Genomic DNA, 21,187 nt, shown 5'->3' on the forward strand with positions numbered 1-21,187 from the left:
CCCTCCCAAAAAGATCACCCGTTGGACAACAGCCTGGCTTCCAGCATTTGCGGGGGGACCGGGCGTCCATAGAAGTAACCCTGAAGCTCATGGCAATTGAGTGTTCGCAGGCATTCTGCCTGCTGTTCCGTCTCCACGCCTTCGGCGATGGTGGTCATTCCCAATGAGCTGGCCAGCGTAATGATGGCCTGGACGATTGCCGCATCGGTTGAGCCAAGGGCGATGTTGCGCACGAACGATTGATCAATCTTGATCCGGTCGATAGGGAAACGCTTCAGGTAACTGAGACTGGAATACCCGGTGCCGAAATCGTCGATCGAAAGCCGCACGCCCAGAGCTTTCAATTCTTCAATCAACTGCATCGTGGAAGCCACGTCCCGCAAGAGCGCGCTTTCGGTGAACTCCAGTTCAAGATGATGCGGGTTCAGGTTGTTCTGGCCGATCGTCGAAAGAATCGAGGCTTGCAGGTTCGGGTCGCGCAGTTGTTTGGGTGAGAGGTTGATGGCCATGACCAGTTCACCCAATCCTCTTGTTTGCCATTCGCGCAATTGCCGGCAGGCTTCGCGCATGATCCACTCGCCCAGTGGAATGATCATTCCCGTTTCTTCTGCGATGGGAATAAAGTCTGCCGGGGAAATCAGCCCTTTTCCCGGGTGGTTGAGTCGAACCAGTGCTTCCACGCCGGAAATCTTGCCGCTCTGCGCACAAACCTGAGGCTGGTAGTACAGCGTAAACCAGCCGGAATCCAGCGCCTGCCGCAGTTCCGCCATCAAACCCAGCGACAGCCCCGCCCGCTCGTTGAGATCGCCGGTATAGAACTGGCAGGTATTCCCGCCGTCGCTGCGTGCCCTGACCAGTGCGGCATCGGAATTTTTCAGTAGTCCGTCAAAATCTTCGCCGTCCCCGGGGTAGAGCGCGACGCCGATGCTCGCAGTGAGGCTGATCTGGGTCTCTCCGACCTCATGGATTTCCGAGGCGGCCTGCAGCAGGCCTTCCGCAACCGGGATCGCTTCGGAAGGCTTGGCCATGTCCGGGATGAGCACCACAAAATTGTCGCCGGACAGGCGCGAAACGGTGGCTGCTTCTCCGGCCAACCGGGCAAAACGCTCGGCGACCCCTTTCAGCACCTTGTCCCCGGCAGGATGCCCCAGTGACTCGTTCACATAGTGGAAACGGTTGAGATTGATGCACAGCAGTGCCACATGACGGCCATATTGGCGGGCATGAGCAATGGCCTCGTTGGCGCGGTCTTCCAGCAAGAGGCGGTTGGGCAAACCGGTCAAGACATCGAAACGTTTGAGCCAGTCGAGTTCTTCCTGGGCTTTTCGTCCCGACAAATCGGAGAAATTGGCAAAGTAGTTGCTTATCCTTCCGTCAGAACCCCGAATGGTGTTGATCGAGAGCCATTCGAGATAAACCTCGCCGTCCTTGCGCCGGTTCCAGATTTCCCCTTGCCAGGCACCCACGCTATCCAGTGCGGCCCACATTTGCGCGTAGAAGCCCCGGTCATGACGCCCGGAACTCAGAATATTCGGATTCTGGCCGATGATTTCTTCGGTGGAATACCCGGTTTGTTCGGTGAGGGCCCGGTTGGCCATGATGATGCGGTTATGGGCGTCGGTAATGACCATGCCGTCGCGGGTGTTTTCGAATACCTGGGCGTGCAGCCGTATCTGGGCCTCGGCACGCTCCTGTTCTTCCTTTTCGTAGATTTTGTTCAGGGCAAACGAAACGCTGTCGGCGACTTCCAGAAGCAGCAGGATGACTTCGACGTTGAAGTAATTGGCCTCGCCCGAAAAGAAACTGATCGCACCGCGGAACCCCCCGCCCTCCACCGGAATCGACATGGCCGAGCGCAAGCCGTAAGTCGAAACAGCTCGCTCCAGCAGCACCAGTTTCCCGTCATGCTCGATATCATCGATCACGACGTAATGCCGGTCCTTTGCCGCTTCAAGTGCTGGCGAGCGTTTGCCCGGTTCGGCGTCATGCGGACGGCCGAGCACCTCGGCGACGAATTCCTTTGCTTCTCCTCGTGCCGACACGGCAAACAGGCAGTGCGGCTGGATGCGCTCGTCAACGAGTTGTGCCACCCAAGCCAGGCGGAACCCGGTCATTTGCAGGGCAACGGAGCACACGGAGTCGAACAGGGTCTGGCGATCCCGAACCTCAAGCATCGCCTTGTTGACCCCGCTCAGTACCGCGTGGATCGCATTCTTGCGCTGCAGCGCCTGTTCGGTGCGCTTGCGTTCTTCAATGTCCTGTACCGATACGAGCAGGACCTCGGTCTCTCCCAGCAAGGCTTTCGTGAGCGATGCGCCGATCCAGAACGAATGGCCGCGCTTGTGCCGGACCATGCAGTCGACATGCTGCGGCCCTTCACGCATCGCCTTGCCCATGACGAGCTCGGCCTCCTTGAGGCCGACCGGGCCGGCACTCGATAAAAATCCGGCTACGCCTGAGCGACAAAATTCGTCCCGCGAATAGCCCAACAAGTCCGAGGCGCGCTGATTGGCATCGATGATGGCAAAGTCGCCCAGGCGGTGGATGAAGATGGCTTCTGTGACAGAGTTGAAAATTCCGCGAAACCTGGCTTCGCTTTCAAGTAACTTTGCGTGTTCCGAGTCGAGTTGCTCCAGGTAAACATGCAGTTGCATGTACAAGAGCGTGGCCGTTACCGCGACGAAAAGCCAGCCTTTGACGGTGCTGGCAAACGACATGGTCTCCGGATCGGAGAACAGGAACAGCACCAGCCTGTCGGATAGCAAAATCCACGTTGCGGCCAAAACAACGTAAGTCAATGCAACCTTGGCGGCAATGGGGTGCTTGAACGGGTTTAGCGAGATCGGCATGACGCGCGTGTTTCCGCAAGTCGGGAAAAAAGTTGGAACTTTTCCATTCTAGCCTGCTCCTTACCAGAATGAAGTGCCTAATATAAGGTTATGTAGCTTGGCCGGCGTTACCGGCAGAAGGAGATGACCATGTTGATCCGAAAAAGTGCGGTTGCAGCCACCGTCGCCCTGACCCTGGCTGTCGCCGGGTGTACTACCCCTGATTCCGCAAACGTTTACAGCAAGAGCGAGTTGCGCCGCCCGGCCAAGGTTCGAAGTGGTGTGATCGAGCAGATCCGGCCGGTCAAGATGGAAGATGCGATGGGTATTGGTGCCGTGACCGGTGCGGCCATCGGTGGTATCGCAGCGGGCAGTAATATCGGCGACGGTCGAGGCAGCCTGGTTGCCGGCATCGTCGGAGCGTTGCTGGGCGGACTCTTGGGCGACAAGATCGAGCGTGGCATCGTGCGCAAGGATGTGCTGGAAATCACCGTGCGCATGGAAAACGGCGAGCGGCTGGTCATTGTGGAGGACGCAGACATCAATCTGCAGCCTGGCCAGACTGTGGATGTGATTGACGACGGGAAAACCGCCCGAGTGGTCCCCGCCGCCAGGATGAGTCCTGCCGGACAACCGTAGAAGCAGTAGTTATTTTCTGGAAAAAACAAGGCCGGACATCGCTGTCCAGCCTTGTTTTTATGGCACCGGTTTACCGAAAATCAGTAACCCAGTCGCTGGCAAATCGTCGAAACCGCGCCCGCAGCGTTCAGCGTGTAGAAATGCAGCGCCGGCGCGCCACCACCGAGCAGTCGGTCGGAAAGATCGGTCACGAAGTCCAGTCCGAAAGCGCGGATCGAGGCCGAATCGTCTCCCATGGCCTGTAGACGCAGGCGCAACCAGCGCGGAATTTCCGCTCCGCACATTTCCGAGAAACGCGCCAACTGGCTGAAGTTCTGGATCGGCATGATGCCGGGAACGATCGGAATCGTGACCCCGCGCGCCATCACTTCGTCGACAAAACGGAAATAGGCATCCGCATTGAAGAAATATTGCGTGATGGCCGTATCGGCACCGGCCTTGACCTTGTTCACGAAATTGCGGATATCGGCCTCGGCAGACGGCGCCTGCGGGTGGAATTCCGGATAGGCCCCGACCTCTATGTGGAACCAGTCGCCGTACTCTTCGCGCAGGAAGGAAACCAGCTCGTTGGCATAGCGGAACTCGCCGAAATCGCCCATGCCGGACGGAATGTCGCCGCGCAGCGCGACAATCTGGCGGATGCCGTTGGCCTTGTATTGATCGACAATGGCCCGGATGCTTTCGCGGGTCGAGCCGATGCAGGACAGATGCGGCGCGGCATTCAGTCCTTCCTTCTGGATTTCCAGCACCGTATTGAGCGTGCCTTCCTGCGTGGTGCCGCCGGCACCGAAGGTCACGGAAAAATACTCCGGATGGAATTGCGCCAGTTGCTTGCGCGTATTGCGCAGCTTTTCCACACCTTCTTCGGTCTTGGGCGGAAAGAATTCGAAACTGATCGGTTTCATTGAAAAACCTTCAAATCAAAAGGCTTTCACCACAAAGCACACCAAGATCATGAAAGCGCATTTCCTGCGATCTTGGCGTGCTTTCTGGCAATAGCGCTTAGTAGCGATAATGGGTCGGCTTGTACGGGCCTTCCTTCGGTACGCCGATGTAGGCGGCCTGCGCATCGGAAAGCTCGGTCAGTTCCGCGCCGATCTTCTTCAGGTGCAGGCGGGCAACCATTTCGTCGAGTTTCTTCGGCAGTACATATACACCGATCGGGTATTCCTCCGTCTTGGCAAACAGTTCGATCTGCGCCAGTACCTGGTTGGTGAAGGAGTTGGACATCACGAAACTCGGGTGGCCGGTCGCGCAGCCGAGGTTCACGAGACGGCCTTCTGCCAGAATGATGATGCGCTTGCCATCGGGGAAGATCACGTGGTCGACCTGCGGCTTGATGTTTTCCCACTGGTACTGGCGCAGGGACGCGATCTCGATTTCACTGTCGAAGTGGCCGATGTTGCAGACGATGGCGTTGTTGCGCATCTTGGCCATATGGTCATGCGTGATCACGCCGACGTTGCCGGTGGTGGTCACGAAGATGTCGCCCTTGTCGCAAGCATTGTCCATGGTCACGACGCGGTAGCCTTCCATCGCGGCCTGCAGGGCGCAAATCGGGTCGATTTCAGTCACCCACACGGTGGCGCCCAGACCGCGCAGGGATTGCGCGCAGCCCTTGCCCACGTCGCCGTAACCGAGCACCACGGCGACCTTGCCGGCGATCATCACGTCGGTGGCGCGCTTGATGCCGTCCACCAGCGATTCGCGGCAGCCGTAGAGGTTGTCGAACTTGGACTTGGTCACCGAGTCGTTGACGTTGATCGCCGGGAATGCGAGCTTGCCCTGTTCGAACATCTGGTACAGACGATGTACGCCGGTGGTGGTTTCCTCAGTCACGCCCTTGATAGCTGCCAGGCGGGTCGAGTACCAAGTCGGATCCTGGGCGATCTTGGCCTTGATCGCGGCGAACAGGACGGTTTCCTCTTCGCAGGTCGGCTTGGCGACCACCGAAAGATCCTTCTCGGCGCGCGCGCCCAGATGCAGCAGCAGGGTCGCATCGCCACCATCGTCGAGGATCATGTTGGCGAGCAGACCGTTCGGCCACTCAAAGGCCTTGTGAGTGTATTCCCAGTACTCTTCCAGGGTTTCTCCCTTGTAGGCGAAGACCGGGATGCCTTCCGCGGCAATGGCGGCGGCTGCATGATCCTGGGTCGAGAAGATGTTGCACGACACCCAGCGCACTTCGGCTCCGAGTGCCACCAGTGTTTCGATCAGCACGGCGGTCTGGATGGTCATGTGCAGCGAACCCATGATGCGTGCGCCCTTGAGCGGCTGCGTCCTGGCGAACTCTTCGCGCACGGCCATCAGGCCCGGCATCTCGGTTTCGGCAATGCGGATTTCCTTGCGGCCCCAGTCGGCCAGTGCAAGGTCTGCAACATGGAAATCGGTAAATTTGGAATCGACCGCTGCGTTCATTGAATTCTCCTTGAACGAAGGGCCGGGAGGGGATCGGTCTGCTCACCTGATCCACCGTGCCCGGCACGGGGTTTATAGTCAGGTGAGCGCCGTTATTGTTGCCGAGCCTCGGGCAAAACTACCCTGCAGCGCTCCTCGGAATGAACCGTATTTTACGCCGGAATGCGCTCTTCACGCCAGATCAGAAGCGCCGGGTTAGCGACGCGCCTGCTGTCGTGCCGCGATAGCCGCCCGATCCCTGCCGGGAGTTGTGCAGCAGCGAAACGTAACCGCGCAGATACCAGTCATCGTAAATGCCATGGAACACCTCAAGCACGGCATCGCCGCCTGGCTTGAAGCTGCTCATGGTGTTGTCCTTGTGCGCCCCAGCCGACAAGGCCAGGCTTGCCCCGCTGTTATCGCTGATTTTCCAGTAGGTAAAGGCCGTTAACGCATAGCGCTGGTAATTCTGCGGGTCGTAGTAGCCATTGTTGAGGTCCTTCTGGAAGCCGAACCATCTGGCGCTCAGCCCAAGATCGATGTTGACCAATTGGGTACGCCACATTGCACGCCGGGGGGCCAGGCTGACTTCCCAGCGGTTGTTGCTGTCCGAAAAATGGTCATACGATGCAAAACCATCCACGGTATAACGGGAATCGGGGGTCCAGCGTGTGTAGAGACGATTGCTGTCACGCTTGACCGGCAGCGATGCGGCTCTGGGCGATACGGCAAACAGGTCACGCTCGACTTCGGGGCGTACCCACCATTCGTCATTCGGCCGCAGATCAAACCCTACCTTGTAAGTCAAAAACTGGTTATGCCCTGCAGCCGAGGCACCGCCCACCCGCATATCGCCTGCCGCCATGCGTGAAAACCGCCGCTTAATGCCCAGCCAGGCCCCGCGATAGTTGACATCGTTGTCCCCATTGATGTTTTCCAGGCCGCTGCCGGTGTCGGCGCGCAACCTTTGCCACTCACCGCCAGCCAGGAAACGCGTTTCAGGATTGAGCACATATTCGCCCGTGAGACTGGTGCGGCCGATCCGGACATCATCGGAATCCTTGCCATAGTTGTAGGCCAGCGTGACCGAGGAGCGTTGGGGGGTGAGCAGGTAACGGGACAGATCAGCCGTTTCCTTTGTATCCGGTCGCAGGCGCTTGATGGTTTGCAAATCGGCCAGCGCTTCCCGGTGGCGGTTGGCTGCGTGACGGGCGATGGCGCGTGTGGTCAGCAGATCGACATCCTGAGGCGTTTCACCCAGCAGTTTTTCCACGATTTCCAGCGCCGGTTTGGTTTTTCCCAGCCAGGCGAGCGCGCGCGCACGTTGCTCCAGGTAGGAGCGGTCCTCCCCGAAGCGAAGCAGATATTCGTCGAGCTCATCCAGTGCGTCAGGGTAATTGCCGCGCCATCCTTCGGTTTTTACGAGATCCAGCCAGACCTGCTTGTCGTCCGGGCGTTGTTTCAGGTATGCCTTGTAGCCAGCTACTGCCGAGTCTGTCCGTCCACTCCAGGCATCGAGGCGGGCCAATCCCAGTTGCGCCTTGGCGTCATTGGCTGCGAGCCTGGAGATGCGCTGATAAGCTTCTGTGGCGGCCTGCCTGTTGTCGACCCAAGTGGCCAGTTCCGCTCGGGCATGCAGGAATTCGATGTTGTCCGGCTGCAGTTTCAGCGCTTCTCCGCTGGCGGCGAACGCGCCTTGCCCGTCTCCTGCCATGGATCTTGCGCGGGAGAGTTTCATCCACAGGCCGGCGTCTTCTGGATTCAGCCTGACCGCCTGTTCAAGGGCTTTGGCCGCCTGATCATGCTGCTTCAGGCGGGAGTGGATGTCGGAGAGCCTTAGCCACAAATCGCCGCGGGCCGGGCTGGCTTCCAGCGTTTGCCGGTAAATTTTGGCGGCATCTTCCCAGCGGTTCTCCATTTCGGCGCGAAGCCCGTTTTCAGGCAGGGTGCCGGCGGCGATGAGCTGCTGCGCGGAAAACATCATGCAAACCAAAAGAGACCGTTTCATTTACGCCACCGTTTGTTCTTGAAGATCCAGATGTCCGCAGCAAAGCGCAGCATCGTCACGAAGTCGAAGAGGATTACCAAATAACGGACCGGCGTCAAGGCAATGCCTTTGAGCAGGAATTCAAGCCGGTACCCTTTGGCCGAAATCGCCAGTGCAATCAATGCGACCACACTTTCCACTGCCAGGGTAATTCCCAAGGGCTCCCATCTCTGGAGTAGCAGCATGACGATGACAATTACGGGGAAGAAGATTTTCTCCAGTGCCGACATGAACATGACCCAGCCGATGGGGCGCCCGTATTCCCGGGTGTAGGCGTCGCCGAAGGGCTGGCGGTACTGTTCATGGATCTTGCGCTTGTCCAGGATATCCTGGGGGATGGAGCGTTCCTTGCGGAATCGCTTGAACGCCTTGAATGGGCTGCGCATCAATCCATCGAAGTAATAGCAGGTTTGCAGGAACGAGGACGACCACATGTAAAGCTGATGCGGCAGCCGTGAGGCTTCCGGCTCCTGCGAGCGGGCGATGACATCATCCAGCTGAATGTTGCGGAACCCCTGGTCCAGCATGGCGAAGCCGATGAAAATGTCTTCCGAGTTGGTGAGGTTGTCGCCAAGGATCGGTTCGTATTTGTCGAACAGGTTTTTCACATAGCTGCGGCGATAAGCAACGGCGCATCCGACCGGGTTGAGAATGCTGCCAAAAAAGGTTAATTGTCCGCGGTAGATGAAACGTTGCAGCAGCATGTACAGCACTTCCCGGTAGAGATTGCTGATGCCGCGCTGGATGTGGTGTTCCCAGTTGACTTTCGGGAACATCGGTGCATCGGGGGCTTCAGCCATGAATTTCTGCAGGCTGGCGGTATTGTCCAGCAAATGATTGCGGTCCCGGTCGCGCAGGGGGAGGATGGTGCCGCAAGCCGAGGCGATGCCTTTGCCCTTGTAGAGTTCCTCGACCACCCGCTCGATGTAATTATCGGATTCCAGCACGGTGTCTCCGTCGAGGATGAACTCCACGTCCGCCTCGAATTCACGTGCCTGGCGCTTGATGGTCGGGGTTTTGCCGATGGGATGGTCGCGCTGGATGATCAGCACATCCAACCCGTTTAACTGACTGAATTTTTCGGCGAACTCCACCGTGCGGTCGTTGCTGCCGTCATCCACCAGGATGATCTTCTGCGGTTTTTTGGTTTGTTTGGCAATGGACGACAAACACAAGGCGATATTGGCCTCTTCATTGAGGGCCGGGATGACCACGTTGACCGTGGCCTCGCGCCAGTCTTCTGCCGGATTCGGCACAGTTTTGTCCGGTCCATGGAGAAAACCGACAAGGCTGAGGACGGTGTTCGGGCTCAGGAAAAATGTGGAAACGGTAGCCATTTTTTTCTACCCTGCCTTTCTTTTTCGGTATTGGGCGATCAGATCATCCAGGGTTTCTTCCAGCCGCCACTGATGTGTGAAGCCAGTCAGACGGACCAGTTTTTCCAGGGAGGGCTTGCGCCGAAGGATGTCGTCATACTGCTGCCCGTACGCTTCAACATAGCTTAAATGTTGTCTCTCAACATTCATTTTTGCGCGCGCACATACCAAGTCGGCAAGCGCACTGATGGAAATTTCCCGGTCGTTGCCCACGTTGACGATTTCCCCGCTTGCTGCGGGGGTGTCGGCGAGCAAATCCAGCGCAACAACGGTATCTCGTACATCACAGAACGAGCGCGTCTGTGTGCCGCCGCCGTAAATGGTGATTGGTCCCCCGGACAGCGCTTGCTCGACAAACCGGGGAAGTACCATGCCATAGCGTCCGGTCTGGCGGGGGCCGACCGTGTTGAACAGACGCACCACACAGATGGGGATGTTGTATTGCCGGGCGTAAGACAAGCCCTGCGCTTCGTCTGCCAATTTGCTGAGGGCATAATTCCAGCGGGATTTGCCGGCAGACTGCACATACAGCATGGCGTCTTCGCGCAGAAGTTCTGCCGGTGTCGGCCCGTAGACCTCGGATGAGGACGCAATGACAATCTGTGGTTTCCATCTTCCGGCCGAAGCGAAACGCAAAAGACGCTCAGTGCCTGCGATGTTGGTGGCCAACACCCGAATGGGGTCTTCCAGCACCCGGAATACGCCTACGACGGCGGCCATGTGATAGATGCGGTCTGCCCATGTCGCGGCTTTTTCCAGTCCGGCCCAAGTCAGAATGTCAGCTTCATCAAAATGGAACCTGGGGTTGTCGAGAAACGGTTCGATATTTTCAAACCGGCCGGTGCTGAGATTGTCTACCACATGCACGGCATCGCCCTTGGCCAGGTGATGCTCAACCAGATGTGAGCCGATAAAGCCGGCTCCGCCAGTCACCAGAATATGCATGATGCCCCTCCTCCGCCCTACAGGCGCCAGACCCGATAGCCCCAGGCTTGCAGGCTGGCCGCGTCATGGCTGCTCTTCACGTCCATGAAAACGCCGCCTGCAGCCAGCTTGGCCCGATAGTCTTCCAGGGGGCGTTGTAACAACGACCGGTGAGCGACTGCGGCAATCAGCCCTTGTGCCTGAGGCAGCGCATCCCATGCGGTCAATTCGATGCCGTATTCCGTCCGGGCTTCTTCGACATCAGCGACGGGATCGTGGACATGAACCTCAATGCCGTAGCTTTTCAATTCCTTGACGATATCTACCACGCGGGTATTTCGCAGGTCGGGACAGTTTTCCTTGAAGGTCAGCCCCAGCACGTTTACGACCGCCCCCTGGATTGGCAAGCCGGTCTGGATGATGTTTTTAACCGTCTGTTCGGCGACGAACTTGCCCATGTGGTCGTTGATGCGCCGCCCGGCCAGGATGACTTCGGGGAAGTACCCCAGCGTTTCTGCTTTGTAGGTCAGGTAATAGGGGTCGACACCGATGCAGTGTCCGCCGACCAGGCCAGGGCGGAAGGGCAGGAAATTCCACTTGGTACCGGCGGCTTCCAGAACCTCTGCGGTATCGATGCCGACTTGGTGGAAGATGATCGCCAGCTCGTTCATCAACGCAATGTTCAGGTCGCGCTGTGTGTTTTCGATGACTTTGGCCGCTTCGGCTACTTTGATCGAAGAGGCGCGGTACACCCCTTTTGCAAGAATGGATTCGTAGAGCGTGGCAATGCGGTCGAGGGTTTTCGCGTCGTCTCCGGACACGATCTTGGTGACTTCGGTCAGCGTGTGCAGCGTATCGCCCGGGTTGATGCGCTCCGGCGAATAGCCGACATGGAAATCGCGACGCCAGACCATCCCGGATGCGCGTTCCAGCTCGGGGATGCAGATTTCTTCCGTGGCGCCGGGGTAGACGGTCGATTCGTAAATCACCACGGCCCCCTGTTTCATATACCGCCCCGCCTCTTGGCTGGCTGCGATCAACGGCCCGAAATCGGGCTGGTGGGCAATGTTGACCGGGGTGGGAACGGCCACGATCAGGTAGTCGGCCTCCCGCAGCGGTTCGGGCGAACAGGTGAATTCCAGCTTCGTGGCTTGCTTCAGGTCGGAAGAGGGCAGGTTGCCGTGGGGGTCGATGCCTTCACGGTACTCGTTGACCAATTTTTTTGAGGTATCGAATCCGATAGTCGGGAAACGTTTACCAAATTCGACCGCCAGGGGGAGTCCAACGTATCCCAAGCCGATGACAGCAATTGTCTGATCCATGTTGCGCCCCCTCTCCGCCGTGAAGGCGGGCCGATCGCGGGATTGATCTCGTATTGCGATTCATTTTCATTGTGGCAGCTTCCCCCCCGAGTGCAATGACAAGTGCATGCATGGCCTGTGCGCAGGCAACAAAAAAGGGAGCAGAACGCTCCCTTTTTTATAGAGACGGCTTGCCTGGTTTACAAACCGGCATCGGCCCTCAGTTGTTCCACCTTGTCGGTGCGTTCCCAGCTGAAATCCGGTTCTTCGCGGCCGAAGTGGCCGTAAGCTGCAGTGCGCGAGTAGATCGGGCGCAACAGGTCGAGCTCCTGGATGATGCCCTTCGGGCGCAGGTCAAAGTTACGGCGGATAAGTTCGACGATCTGGTCGTTGGTGAATTTGCTGGTGCCCCAGGTGTCGACCATGATCGATACCGGCTTGGCGACGCCGATCGCGTAGGCGACCTGCACCTCGCACTGCTTGGCGATACCGGCCGCGACGATGTTCTTGGCCACGTAACGGCCGGCGTAGGCTGCGGAGCGGTCGACCTTGGACGGATCCTTGCCGGAGAACGCGCCGCCGCCGTGCGGGGCTGCGCCGCCGTAGGTGTCGACGATGATCTTGCGCCCGGTCAGACCGCAATCGCCCATTGGGCCGCCGATGACGAAACGACCGGTCGGGTTGACGAGGAAGCGCGGATTCTTCATCCACTCTTTCGGCATCACCGGCTTGATGATCTCTTCGATCACGGCTTCGGAAAGCTGGGCGTGGCTGATGTCCGGATGATGCTGGGTCGAGAGCACAATGGTATCGACTTCCAGAATCTTGCCGGTTTCGGCGTCATAGCGCAGTGTGACCTGCGACTTGGCGTCTGGGCGCAGCCATGGCAGTCGGCCATCCTTGCGCAGTTCGGACTGGCGCTGCATCAGGCGGTGGGCATAGTAGATCGGAGCCGGCATCAGCTGCGGGGTTTCGTCGCAGGCGTAACCGAACATCAATCCCTGGTCGCCTGCGCCCATGTCCAGATCCAGCCCCTGGCCTTCATTCACGCCTTGGGCGATATCCGGCGATTGCTTGTCGTAAGCCACCAGAACGGCGCAGGTTTTGTAATCGAACCCGATGTCGGAGCTGTCATAGCCGATGCGCTTGACGGTATCGCGCGCGATCTGGATGTAGTCGATATTGGCTGTCGTGGTGATTTCGCCGGCCAGGACAACCAGCCCGGTATTGACCAGCGTTTCGGCTGCGACGCGGCCATGCTTGTCCTGAGCCAGAATGGCATCGAGAATGGCATCGGAGATCTGGTCCGCAACTTTGTCCGGATGGCCTTCGGAGACCGATTCGGAGGTAAAGAGAAAATCTTTCATGGGTACGCTTCCTTGTTCCTTGTCTGGCGCAGAATTGGGCTGCGCGGTATTTACGCTCGTTCATCTCTGCCGGCAACTGCGCGGCGAGAGAGTCTGACAGGGGGAGGTGACGAAATGGTGGCACGCATCACGCCCTGCTTTCTTTGTTCAAAGCAAAAGAAATCAAAGACGTGAGCGCCGTTATTGGATGAAGCCAAGCCTGGCGGGAAGTCCCGTCGCAGCGCCCCTTGGCTGGCGGCGATTATACCCCGCTTTTTTTGCGACATACAGACTGGAGCAACCGGTCAAATCCCGTTTGTCGGTCGGAGGCGCTTCTGATGTACATCGCCCGGCGATGCATATGCCCCGTCAATTTGCGGCATTTTCGGGCTGGGTTATGATAGGGGCCGCCCGTTTACCGGAAAGCCTCATGCCGTTTCGCCTGCCCTCAATTCAGTCCTGTCGACGCACAGCCGGTTTTGGCCGCTTTGTCTGGGGGCGACTCATCGCCGATCGTTGCCTGCAGACCGCAGGCAGCCTGACTTACACTTCGCTGCTGGCGATCGTTCCGTTGTTCACCATCGCCTTGACCCTGTTTTCCGCTTTTCCGATGTTTGGCAACTATAGCGTCAAGTTCAGGTCTTTCGTGATTGCCAATCTGGTGCCCGATGCTTCGGGGAAAGTCATCGGCATCTACATGCGGCAGTTTTCGGAGAATGCCGAGAATCTGACTGCCATGGGCATGGTCGGCTTGGCGGCCACTGCTTTTCTGATGATGTTCACCATCGAAAAAACCCTGAACCAGATTTGGGGGGTGCCGCGTACCCGCAACCCGCTTGCCCGTACCATGATGTACTGGGCGGCGCTTACGCTGGGGCCCCTGCTGATCGGATTAAGTTTTTCCCTCACGTCCATGCTGCCCCGCGGATTTGCCGCGCAGCTTTCCGGCATGGGAGTGCCACTGCTGAACATGGGGCCGTGGCTGCTGGTTTTCCTGATGCTGTTCATGTTGTTTGTCGCGGTTCCCAACTGTTACGTTCCCCGTAACCACGCACTTATTGCCGCCCTGGTCACGGCTACGCTTCTCAGCCTGATGAAGTCGCTGTTTGGTCTGTACATCAAGAATTTCGGTACTTTCAAACTGGTTTACGGCACTTTTTCAAGCTTGCCCATTTTCCTGATCTGGTTATATGTCAGTTGGGTAATTGTCCTGGCGGGCGCAGTTCTCTCCGCGTGCCTGTCCTACTGGCATAACGATGCTTGGCGCTGGCCGCGTGGCCACAATACCCGCTTCGAGCAGGCCATGCTGCTGCTGCTCGCCCTGTCCAGGGCCCATCATGACGGAGAGGTGCTTCACATCAATACCCTGCGCCGGCGCGCCGGGATCGGCATCGATGTCGCCAATCAGTTGCTGGAATGCATGGCGCAGAAGAAGTGGGTGGAAGCCAGCCGGGACGGAAACTGGCTTTTGGCCGTGGATCTGGGGCAGATTCGCCTCATCGAAGTCTTCGAGCAGGTGGTGACCCCGCTGCAAACCGGCAAGGAGCAAGCGCTGGCACCCCTCATGCTTCAAATGCGTGAGCCGCTGGAATTGACCATGGCGGAGTATGCGCGACAGGTTTCGCTGCTGCGCTCTCCGGAGCGCGGCGAGCCCCCCACAGCAGAGCCCGCCTCGCCTGAAAGCGCCTGATTTTTAACCGGTCGTCGAGGTGTCGCCGTCCGGGAAACGGCTGCGGATCTCGTCGATCTTCGGCAAGGCACGGAAAAAGGCATCCACCACCTTGGGGTCAAAGTGGTGGCCGCGCCCGGCCCTGATGGTTTGCAGAACTTCTTCTTGCGGCCAGGCGTCCTTGTAACACCTTGATTGCGAGAGTGCATCGTAGACGTCTGCCAATGCCACGATTCGCGCCGCCAGCGAGATGGACTCGCCCGACAGCCCTTGCGGATAGCCACTGCCATCCCATTTTTCATGGTGTTCCTTGGCGATGGTCGCGGCCAGCTTGAGAATGCGCGGGCGGGATTCCTTGAAGATTTCGTAGCCGATTTCCGCGTGCTCCGTAATGATGTTGCGCTCGTCGGGGGTCAGCGGCCCCGGCTTGTTGAGAACGGCATCCGGTATGGCCACTTTGCCAGCATCATGCAGGGGGCTGGCTGCACGAATGATTTCCGCATCTTCGTCTTCCAGTCCCATTTCCTTGGCCAGTAGCCAGCAATACTCAGCCATGCGCCGAATGTGGTTGCCTGCGCTTGCCGAACGATGTTCGACGACTTCAGACAGGTTGTAGATGACTGTTCGCTGCGTGTCTTCCACCTCTTGCGACAGCATGAGGTTTTCGTATGCGATGGCTACGTTGCGGCAATAGAGTTCGACCAGACCCTCGTCCGGCTTGGATAGCGCCACCGGGCCATCAATGATCAGCAGGTTGGCCGGTCCATGCGGGGAGCGGAAAAAGCCTACAAAGTGGTCCTGGGCGTAGATGCTGCGTCCTTCGCGAACCGCTTGTTCGATGGACGGGCGAAAGTGCTCCAGCTCGCCATTGTCCAGCGCGCTGCCGCACAGGCGCTGGTAATTGCCGGTGGCATACATGACCTTGATGTCGCCATCCTGCCCGGCCAGTGCTGCCAGGCCGCCTTGCACGACCACGTAAAGCGCTTCCTGTTCGAAAAAAAGCAGGGATTGCAGTTGTTCCAATACCCCTTGGGCAAACTGGCGTAGCGACTGCTGGCGGAAAATTGCGCGCGAAGCCTCAATGACCTTCAACAGCCCGCGCCGGTTCGCATCCAGCATCTGCCGCTGGTGGTCGATGGTTACGATGTCGTTGTAGGAGCGCAGCGAACCCAATACGGCGGTATACAGCTTGTCACGGGTGAGCTCGATCTTCGATTTGTAGTCGTTGATGTCGTAGGTTTCGATTACCTGCCGTTCGGGGGCGACGCCCGGTTGCCCGGTGCGCAGGATGATGCGCACAGTGTGGTTTTCCAGTTCGTCGCGAATCACGCGAGCCACTTTTAACCCGGCATTTTCCGATTCCATGACGACATCCAGCAGGATCAGCGCAATGTCGGAACGGCTCTTGAGCAGACTGATCGCCTCGGCGCCGGTATAGCAGCTGATGATATTGAGGGGGCGCCCCAGAAAATCGATATTGGACAGCGCCAGTCGGGTGACATGATGGACATCCGGCTCGTCGTCCACTACCAGCACGTTCCATGGCGGACACTCTGCCGCATTGGTATCTGTGCCGGTGTCATCTTCAAGCCAGTTTTCCCCTTCCGTGCTCATCGCGCTTCCTTTTTTCGCAATCCGGTTTTGTTGCCAATGTACTCCGATACGACCAAGTGTAAGTGCAATATTCACGAGTGACAAACTCCGTGCGCCAATCCGGTTTTTTGCCCATTTTTTGCGCAAGAACATCCTGCGCTCAAAGCGTTCGCCCGTCCTGCAACAAGTCCCTGTTGATAATTTCTGGGGATAATATGAGGGTGTTTTGGGGGCGTTCAGTCAGTATTTGACAACCATCAAGCGCACTCTATTTTGTGTCTCGTCATGGGCGAAGGCACAAGATATAGTGCCGATCTAGTAAATTTCAGATTTCAACGGTCGAGGAGAAGCAATGAACGGACACCCGCAGTATGTACTCAAGCGCGACGGCCGCGTTGTTCCATTTGACATCAAGAAGATCGCGTCAGCGCTTGCCCAAGCGGGTGCGGTGACAGGCGAGTTTGATGCCACCAAGGCCGATCGCCTGGCGCTTCTGGTCGTTGAACAATTGCCGCGGGACATTACCCCCGCCATCGAAACCATCCAGGACGTCGTCGAAGAAACACTGCTGGGCCTGCATCACATCAAGACCGCCCGCGCCTACATCGCCTACCGCAGTCAACACACGCGCCTGCGCAACGACGTACGCACCGTGGTCGATGTCGAATCGAGCATCAACGAATACCTCGACCAATCCGACTGGCGCGTGAACGCCAACGCCAACCAGGGCTGGAGCCTGGGCGGCATGATTCTGAACACGTCGGGCAAGGTGATCGCCAACTACTGGCTGAACCACGTCTACCCGCCCGAAGTCGGCAACGCCCACCGCTGCGGCGCCGTACATATCCACGATCTCGACATGCTGTCCGGCTACTGCGCCGGCTGGTCGCTGCGCCGCCTGCTGCATGAAGGCTTCAACGGCGTGCCGGGCAAGGTCGAAGCCAAGGCGCCGAAGCACTTCTCCGCCGCCATCGGCCAGATCGTCAACTTCCTCGGTACCCTGCAGAACGAATGGGCCGGTGCGCAGGCGTTCAGCTCGTTCGATACCTACATGGCGCCGTTCGTCCGCACGGATAACCTGCAATACCATCAGGTGAAGCAGTTCATTCAGGAACTGATCTACAACCTGAATGTGCCGAGCCGCTGGGGTACCCAGACGCCGTTCACCAACCTGACTTTCGACTGGGTCTGCCCGGAAGACCTGCGCGAACAGATTCCGTATGTCGGGGGCAAGGAAATGCCGTTCACCTACGGCGACCTGCAGGCCGAAATGGACATGATCAACAAGGCCTACATCGAAGTGATGATGGAAGGCGATGCCAAGGGCCGCGTGTTCACGTTCCCGATCCCGACCTACAACATCACCAACGATTTCCCGTGGGATCACCCGAACACCGATTTGCTGTTCGAAATGACCGCGAAATACGGCCTGCCGTACTTCCAGAACTTCCTGAATTCCGATCTGGAACCGCAGATGGTGCGCTCGATGTGCTGCCGCCTGCAGCTTGACCTGCGCGAATTGCTGAAGCGCGGCAACGGCCTGTTCGGTTCAGCCGAACAAACCGGGTCGCTGGGCGTGGTTACGATCAACTGCGCCCGGATTGGCTTTGAATTCAAGGGCAATGAAGCCGGCGTCTATGCCCGCATCGACGAATTGCTCGATCTGGCGAAGCAATCGCTGGAAATCAAGCGCAAGATCGTCGAGCGCCTGATCCAGTCCGGTCTGTATCCGTATACCAAGCGTTATCTGGGGACGCTGCGCAATCACTTCTCCACGATCGGCATCAACGGCGTGAACGAGATGATCCGCAATTTCACGGACGATGCACATGACATCACCACGCCGGAAGGTCACGCGTTTGCCGTGAAGCTGCTCGACCACATTCGTGCCAAGATGACCGAATTCCAGGAAGAAACCGGCCATCTGTACAACCTGGAAGCGACCCCGGCCGAGGGCACCACTTACCGCTTCGCCAAGGAAGACAAGAAGCGCTATCCGACCATCCTGCAAGCCGGGACTGAAGAGGCTCCGTACTACACCAACTCGTCGCAACTGCCGGTCGGCTTTAGTGACGATCCGTTTGAAGTACTGGCCAAGCAGGAAGAATTGCAGCGCAAATACACCGGCGGCACCGTGCAGCATTTGTACATGAACGAGGCCGTATCGAGCGCCGCAGCCTGCAAGCAATTGGTCAAGCGCTCGCTGGAGAAATTCCGCCTGCCGTACATCACGGTTTCGCCGACGTTCTCGATCTGCCCGAAGCACGGCTACATCTCCGGACATCACGAGTTCTGTCCGAAGTGCGACGAAGAACTGATCGCCAAGAAGAATCCGGCATCTTGCTGCAACTAATACCAACGCAACAAATCGGGCGGAGGGGAACTTCCGCTCACGACTGGAATACCAATCAATCGACAGGAGAAATTGAAATGACTGCCGTTTCCGTACAAGAAAAACCGCAAACAGCCGGCCAGACCATCCTGAAGGACGAAGAGCGTACCCGCTGTGAAGTGTGGACCCGCGTCATGGGCTACCACCGCCCGGTTTCCGCCTTCAATGTGGGTAAAAAATCCGAGTTTGCCGAGCGCAAATTCTTCAACGAGCCATGCTGCAAGTAAGCCCCGCCTCGACTGGTCCTGACGCCACTGAGGTCCATCCCGCAAGCCCCCGCGCGCCCAAGCTCGGGGGCTTTGTGCGCTTTTCCAGTTGTGACTGGCCCGGCAAGCTCGCGGCCGTGGTCTTCATCTCCGGTTGCCCGTGGCGTTGCCGCTATTGCCACAACCCGCACCTGCAAACCCGCAGCAAGGAGCCCGGCTCTCCTTCGTGGGAGGAAGTCGTTGCCTGGCTGGAATCGCGCAAGGGTTTGCTGGACGGTCTGGTGTTCTGTGGCGGCGAGCCGCTGGCTGAGCCGCAACTGCCCGCCATGATGCAACAGGTCAACGCCATGGGCTTTGGCGTGGCGCTGCATACCGGCGGTGGCTACCCCAACCGCTTGCGCGAGTGCCTGCCTTGGGTCGATTGGGTCGGTTTCGACGTCAAGGCTCCGTTCCCGGAATACCTGCGCGTCACTTGTGCCAAGGGCAGCGGCGAAGCCGCCATCCAGTCGTTGCAGCAGGTCATCGACAGCGGGGTCGATTTCGAGTGCCGCACCACTGTCCACCCGGACTTGCTCTCCGACGCCGACCTGCTGGAAATCGGCCGGATACTGGCCGCTGCCGGCATCCACCACTATGCCCTGCAAAAATTCCGACCCCACGGCTGCGATGATGCCCAATTGCTTGCGCAAGGCATATCAAGCGATTACCCGGCAGAAAAAACGCTCGAAACGCTCCGGCAAGCCTTTGAGCATTTCACATTGCGCGCCGCCTGATTTCGTCGACCCGCCAAGACAATACTTTGATAATCCTGTAACCTTGTTCGTTTCGGCGTCATCCGTGGTATGGGGCCGCCGCTTGTTGTTGCCAGTCAATTTGAAGGGTTTTTTCATGATCGCTCACAGCCTTCCTTCTCTCATCATCAAAGGCAAGTCGCTCCTGCCGGTTGTTCAAGGCGGTATGGGCGTCGGTATCTCTGCGCACCGGCTTGCCGGCGCGGTCGCCAGGGAAGGTGCAGTGGGTACGATTGCGAGCGTGGACTTGCGGCATCACCACGAGGATTTGGTTGAAGCCAGCAAAAAAACCAAGCTCCAGGATGAGCTGGACGCGCTCAACTGTGTAGCGCTGGACCGCGAAATCAGGCTTGCCAAGGAAACGGCGCAAGGTAATGGCATGGTCGCGGTCAACGTCATGAAGGCGGTCGATGCCCATGCCAGGTATGTACGCCAGGCGTGTGAATCCGGTGCCGATGCCATTGTCATGGGCGCCGGACTGCCGCTGGATCTGCCGGAAATGACCGCCGATTATCCCAACGTGGCGCTGATTCCGATCCTTTCGGATTCCCGCGGTATCGGCGTGGTACTCAAACGCTGGATGAAAAAGGGTCGCCTGCCCGATGCCATCGTCATCGAGCATCCGGGCCATGCCGCCGGCCACCTTGGCGCCCCCAATGTTGAAAGCCTGAACGATCCGAAATTTTGTTTTGAACGCGTATTGAGCGAGACGCGAGCCCTGTTCGAAACGCTGGAAATCGCCATGGACCGCATCCCCTTGATTGTGGCTGGCGGCATTAACAGCTTCGACAAGGTCAAGCACTACCTCGCACAAGGCGCTTCGGCGGTGCAGCTGGGTACGGCCTTTGCCGTGACCAAGGAGTGCGACGCCCACCAGAATTTCAAGGAAGTATTGGCTACCGCCAGGAAAGAAGACATCGTCGAATTCATGAGCGTGGCCGGACTGCCGGCTCGTGCGGTCATGACCCCGTGGCTGAAGACCTACCTCGGCCGCTTGGACAAGCTGCAGGCCAACGCCAAGGCCGACTTGGCGCGCTGCACGCAAGGGCTGAACTGTCTGTCTGTATGCGGTTTGCGCGATGGCTTGGCCAAAGCCGGCCAGTTCTGCATCGACATGAAGCTTTCTTCGGCCATGCGCGGCGAAGTCGGCAAGGGCCTGTTCTTCCGCGGTGCGGACCCGCTGCCGTTCGGCGACCAGATTCGCAGCGTGCGCGAACTCTTGACCTATATGCTGACTGGCGAAAAACCCGCCGACCTGCAAACGGTTTGAGCTCAGCCTCTCCATAAAAATGCCGCCTTGCAGGGGCGGCATTTTTCTTGCCTGCGATTTTCCCTTCTGCCCGAAAAACAAAACGCCGTCCCTTGCGGGAACGGCGTTTTGCCAGGTGCTTTGGGTAAAGCGGAATTACATCATGCCGCCCATGCCACCCATACCGCCCATGCCGCCCATATCCGGAGCAGCATTTTCTTCCTTCGGCAGTTCGGCCACCATGGCATCGGTGGTCAGCATCAGACCGGCCACGGAGGCTGCGTTCTGCAGTGCGGAACGGGTTACCTTGGTCGGATCCAGTACGCCCATTTCCACCATGTCGCCATAGACGGAGGTCGAAGCGTTGTAGCCGAAGTTGCCCTTGCCTTCCAGCACCTTGTTCACGACCACGGACGGCTCGTCGCCGCA

Annotated in this window: 16 protein-coding genes and 2 riboswitches; of the genes, 6 read left to right on the forward strand and 10 right to left on the reverse strand. The window is 58.3% G+C overall.

Going from position 1 to position 21,187, the window contains the following annotated elements; translation table 11 throughout:
• Nucleotides 1-14 precede the first annotated feature (14 nt).
• Nucleotides 15-2,849, reverse strand: a complete 2,835-nt coding sequence (locus BMZ36_RS11965) for a sensor domain-containing protein (protein ID WP_091196791.1) — start codon at nucleotides 2,847-2,849, stop codon at nucleotides 15-17.
• 129 nt (nucleotides 2,850-2,978) lie between these two features.
• On the opposite strand from BMZ36_RS11965, the gene BMZ36_RS11970 reads away from it, so the two are divergent.
• Complete coding sequence (locus tag BMZ36_RS11970) at nucleotides 2,979-3,467, forward strand: outer membrane lipoprotein (protein WP_091196857.1); 489 nt, start codon at nucleotides 2,979-2,981, stop codon at nucleotides 3,465-3,467.
• A gap of 80 nt (nucleotides 3,468-3,547) precedes the next feature.
• Here BMZ36_RS11970 and metF read toward each other — a convergent pair whose 3' ends face one another.
• The 7 genes from metF to metK form a co-directional block, all read right to left on the reverse strand.
• On the reverse strand, nucleotides 3,548-4,372 hold the full coding sequence (gene metF / locus BMZ36_RS11975) for a methylenetetrahydrofolate reductase [NAD(P)H] (RefSeq protein WP_091196794.1): 825 nt from the start codon (nucleotides 4,370-4,372) through the stop codon (nucleotides 3,548-3,550).
• A 97-nt stretch (nucleotides 4,373-4,469) separates the two neighbouring features.
• The gene (ahcY, locus tag BMZ36_RS11980; protein WP_091196799.1) at nucleotides 4,470-5,885 is read right to left on the reverse strand and encodes an adenosylhomocysteinase; all 1,416 of its coding nucleotides are present in this window, start codon (nucleotides 5,883-5,885) and stop codon (nucleotides 4,470-4,472) included.
• Nucleotides 5,886-5,962: 77 nt separating this feature from the next.
• A riboswitch (S-adenosyl-L-homocysteine riboswitch) is annotated at nucleotides 5,963-6,028 on the reverse strand.
• Between the two features lie 38 nt (nucleotides 6,029-6,066).
• Nucleotides 6,067-7,872, reverse strand: coding sequence for a tetratricopeptide repeat protein (locus BMZ36_RS11985; protein ID WP_091196804.1), 1,806 nt, complete (start codon nucleotides 7,870-7,872; stop codon nucleotides 6,067-6,069).
• On the reverse strand, nucleotides 7,869-9,248 hold the full coding sequence (locus BMZ36_RS11990) for a glycosyltransferase family 2 protein (protein WP_091196807.1): 1,380 nt from the start codon (nucleotides 9,246-9,248) through the stop codon (nucleotides 7,869-7,871). Before BMZ36_RS11990 ends, BMZ36_RS11985 begins: the two co-directional genes overlap by 4 nt.
• A 6-nt stretch (nucleotides 9,249-9,254) precedes the next feature.
• Entirely contained in the window at nucleotides 9,255-10,232 is a 978-nt protein-coding gene (locus BMZ36_RS11995; RefSeq protein ID WP_091196811.1) for an NAD-dependent epimerase/dehydratase family protein, read from the reverse strand.
• A 17-nt stretch (nucleotides 10,233-10,249) separates the two neighbouring features.
• Entirely contained in the window at nucleotides 10,250-11,533 is a 1,284-nt protein-coding gene (locus BMZ36_RS12000; RefSeq protein ID WP_091196814.1) for a nucleotide sugar dehydrogenase, read from the reverse strand.
• A 179-nt stretch (nucleotides 11,534-11,712) separates the two neighbouring features.
• Complete coding sequence (gene metK / locus BMZ36_RS12005; protein ID WP_091196817.1) at nucleotides 11,713-12,879, reverse strand: methionine adenosyltransferase; 1,167 nt, start codon at nucleotides 12,877-12,879, stop codon at nucleotides 11,713-11,715.
• A gap of 165 nt (nucleotides 12,880-13,044) precedes the next feature.
• Nucleotides 13,045-13,114, reverse strand: a riboswitch (S-adenosyl-L-homocysteine riboswitch).
• 174 nt (nucleotides 13,115-13,288) lie between these two features.
• Here metK and BMZ36_RS12010 point away from each other — a divergent pair.
• Nucleotides 13,289-14,548, forward strand: coding sequence for a YihY family inner membrane protein (locus tag BMZ36_RS12010; RefSeq protein ID WP_177187877.1), 1,260 nt, complete (start codon nucleotides 13,289-13,291; stop codon nucleotides 14,546-14,548).
• A 3-nt stretch (nucleotides 14,549-14,551) separates the two neighbouring features.
• Here BMZ36_RS12010 and BMZ36_RS12015 read toward each other — a convergent pair whose 3' ends face one another.
• Nucleotides 14,552-16,141, reverse strand: a complete 1,590-nt coding sequence (locus BMZ36_RS12015; protein WP_177187878.1) for a response regulator — start codon at nucleotides 16,139-16,141, stop codon at nucleotides 14,552-14,554.
• A 331-nt stretch (nucleotides 16,142-16,472) separates the two neighbouring features.
• Between BMZ36_RS12015 and BMZ36_RS12020 the strand changes: the two genes are divergently transcribed.
• The 4 genes from BMZ36_RS12020 (at nucleotide 16,473) to BMZ36_RS12035 (ending at nucleotide 20,779) form a co-directional block, all read left to right on the forward strand.
• Complete coding sequence (locus BMZ36_RS12020) at nucleotides 16,473-18,473, forward strand: ribonucleoside triphosphate reductase (protein WP_091196826.1); 2,001 nt, start codon at nucleotides 16,473-16,475, stop codon at nucleotides 18,471-18,473.
• Between the two features lie 77 nt (nucleotides 18,474-18,550).
• The gene (gene nrdD, locus BMZ36_RS12025) at nucleotides 18,551-18,739 is read left to right on the forward strand and encodes an anaerobic ribonucleoside-triphosphate reductase (protein ID WP_091196831.1); all 189 of its coding nucleotides are present in this window, start codon (nucleotides 18,551-18,553) and stop codon (nucleotides 18,737-18,739) included.
• A 74-nt stretch (nucleotides 18,740-18,813) separates the two neighbouring features.
• Nucleotides 18,814-19,491 (forward strand): anaerobic ribonucleoside-triphosphate reductase activating protein, encoded by a 678-nt coding sequence (locus BMZ36_RS12030; RefSeq protein WP_245747914.1) that lies wholly within the window; start codon nucleotides 18,814-18,816, stop codon nucleotides 19,489-19,491.
• Between the two features lie 115 nt (nucleotides 19,492-19,606).
• A complete protein-coding gene (locus BMZ36_RS12035) occupies nucleotides 19,607-20,779 on the forward strand; it encodes an NAD(P)H-dependent flavin oxidoreductase (protein WP_091196860.1) in 1,173 nt (390 codons plus the stop codon).
• A 135-nt stretch (nucleotides 20,780-20,914) separates the two neighbouring features.
• Here the strand turns inward: BMZ36_RS12035 and BMZ36_RS12040 are convergent.
• Nucleotides 20,915-21,187 (reverse strand): TCP-1/cpn60 chaperonin family protein (locus BMZ36_RS12040; protein WP_281242250.1); only part of this gene is annotated, 273 nt, incomplete at its 5' end.

Origin of the sequence: Formivibrio citricus (assembly GCF_900115065.1) — a bacterium.
In the GTDB taxonomy this organism is placed as follows: domain Bacteria; phylum Pseudomonadota; class Gammaproteobacteria; order Burkholderiales; family Chitinibacteraceae; genus Formivibrio; species Formivibrio citricus.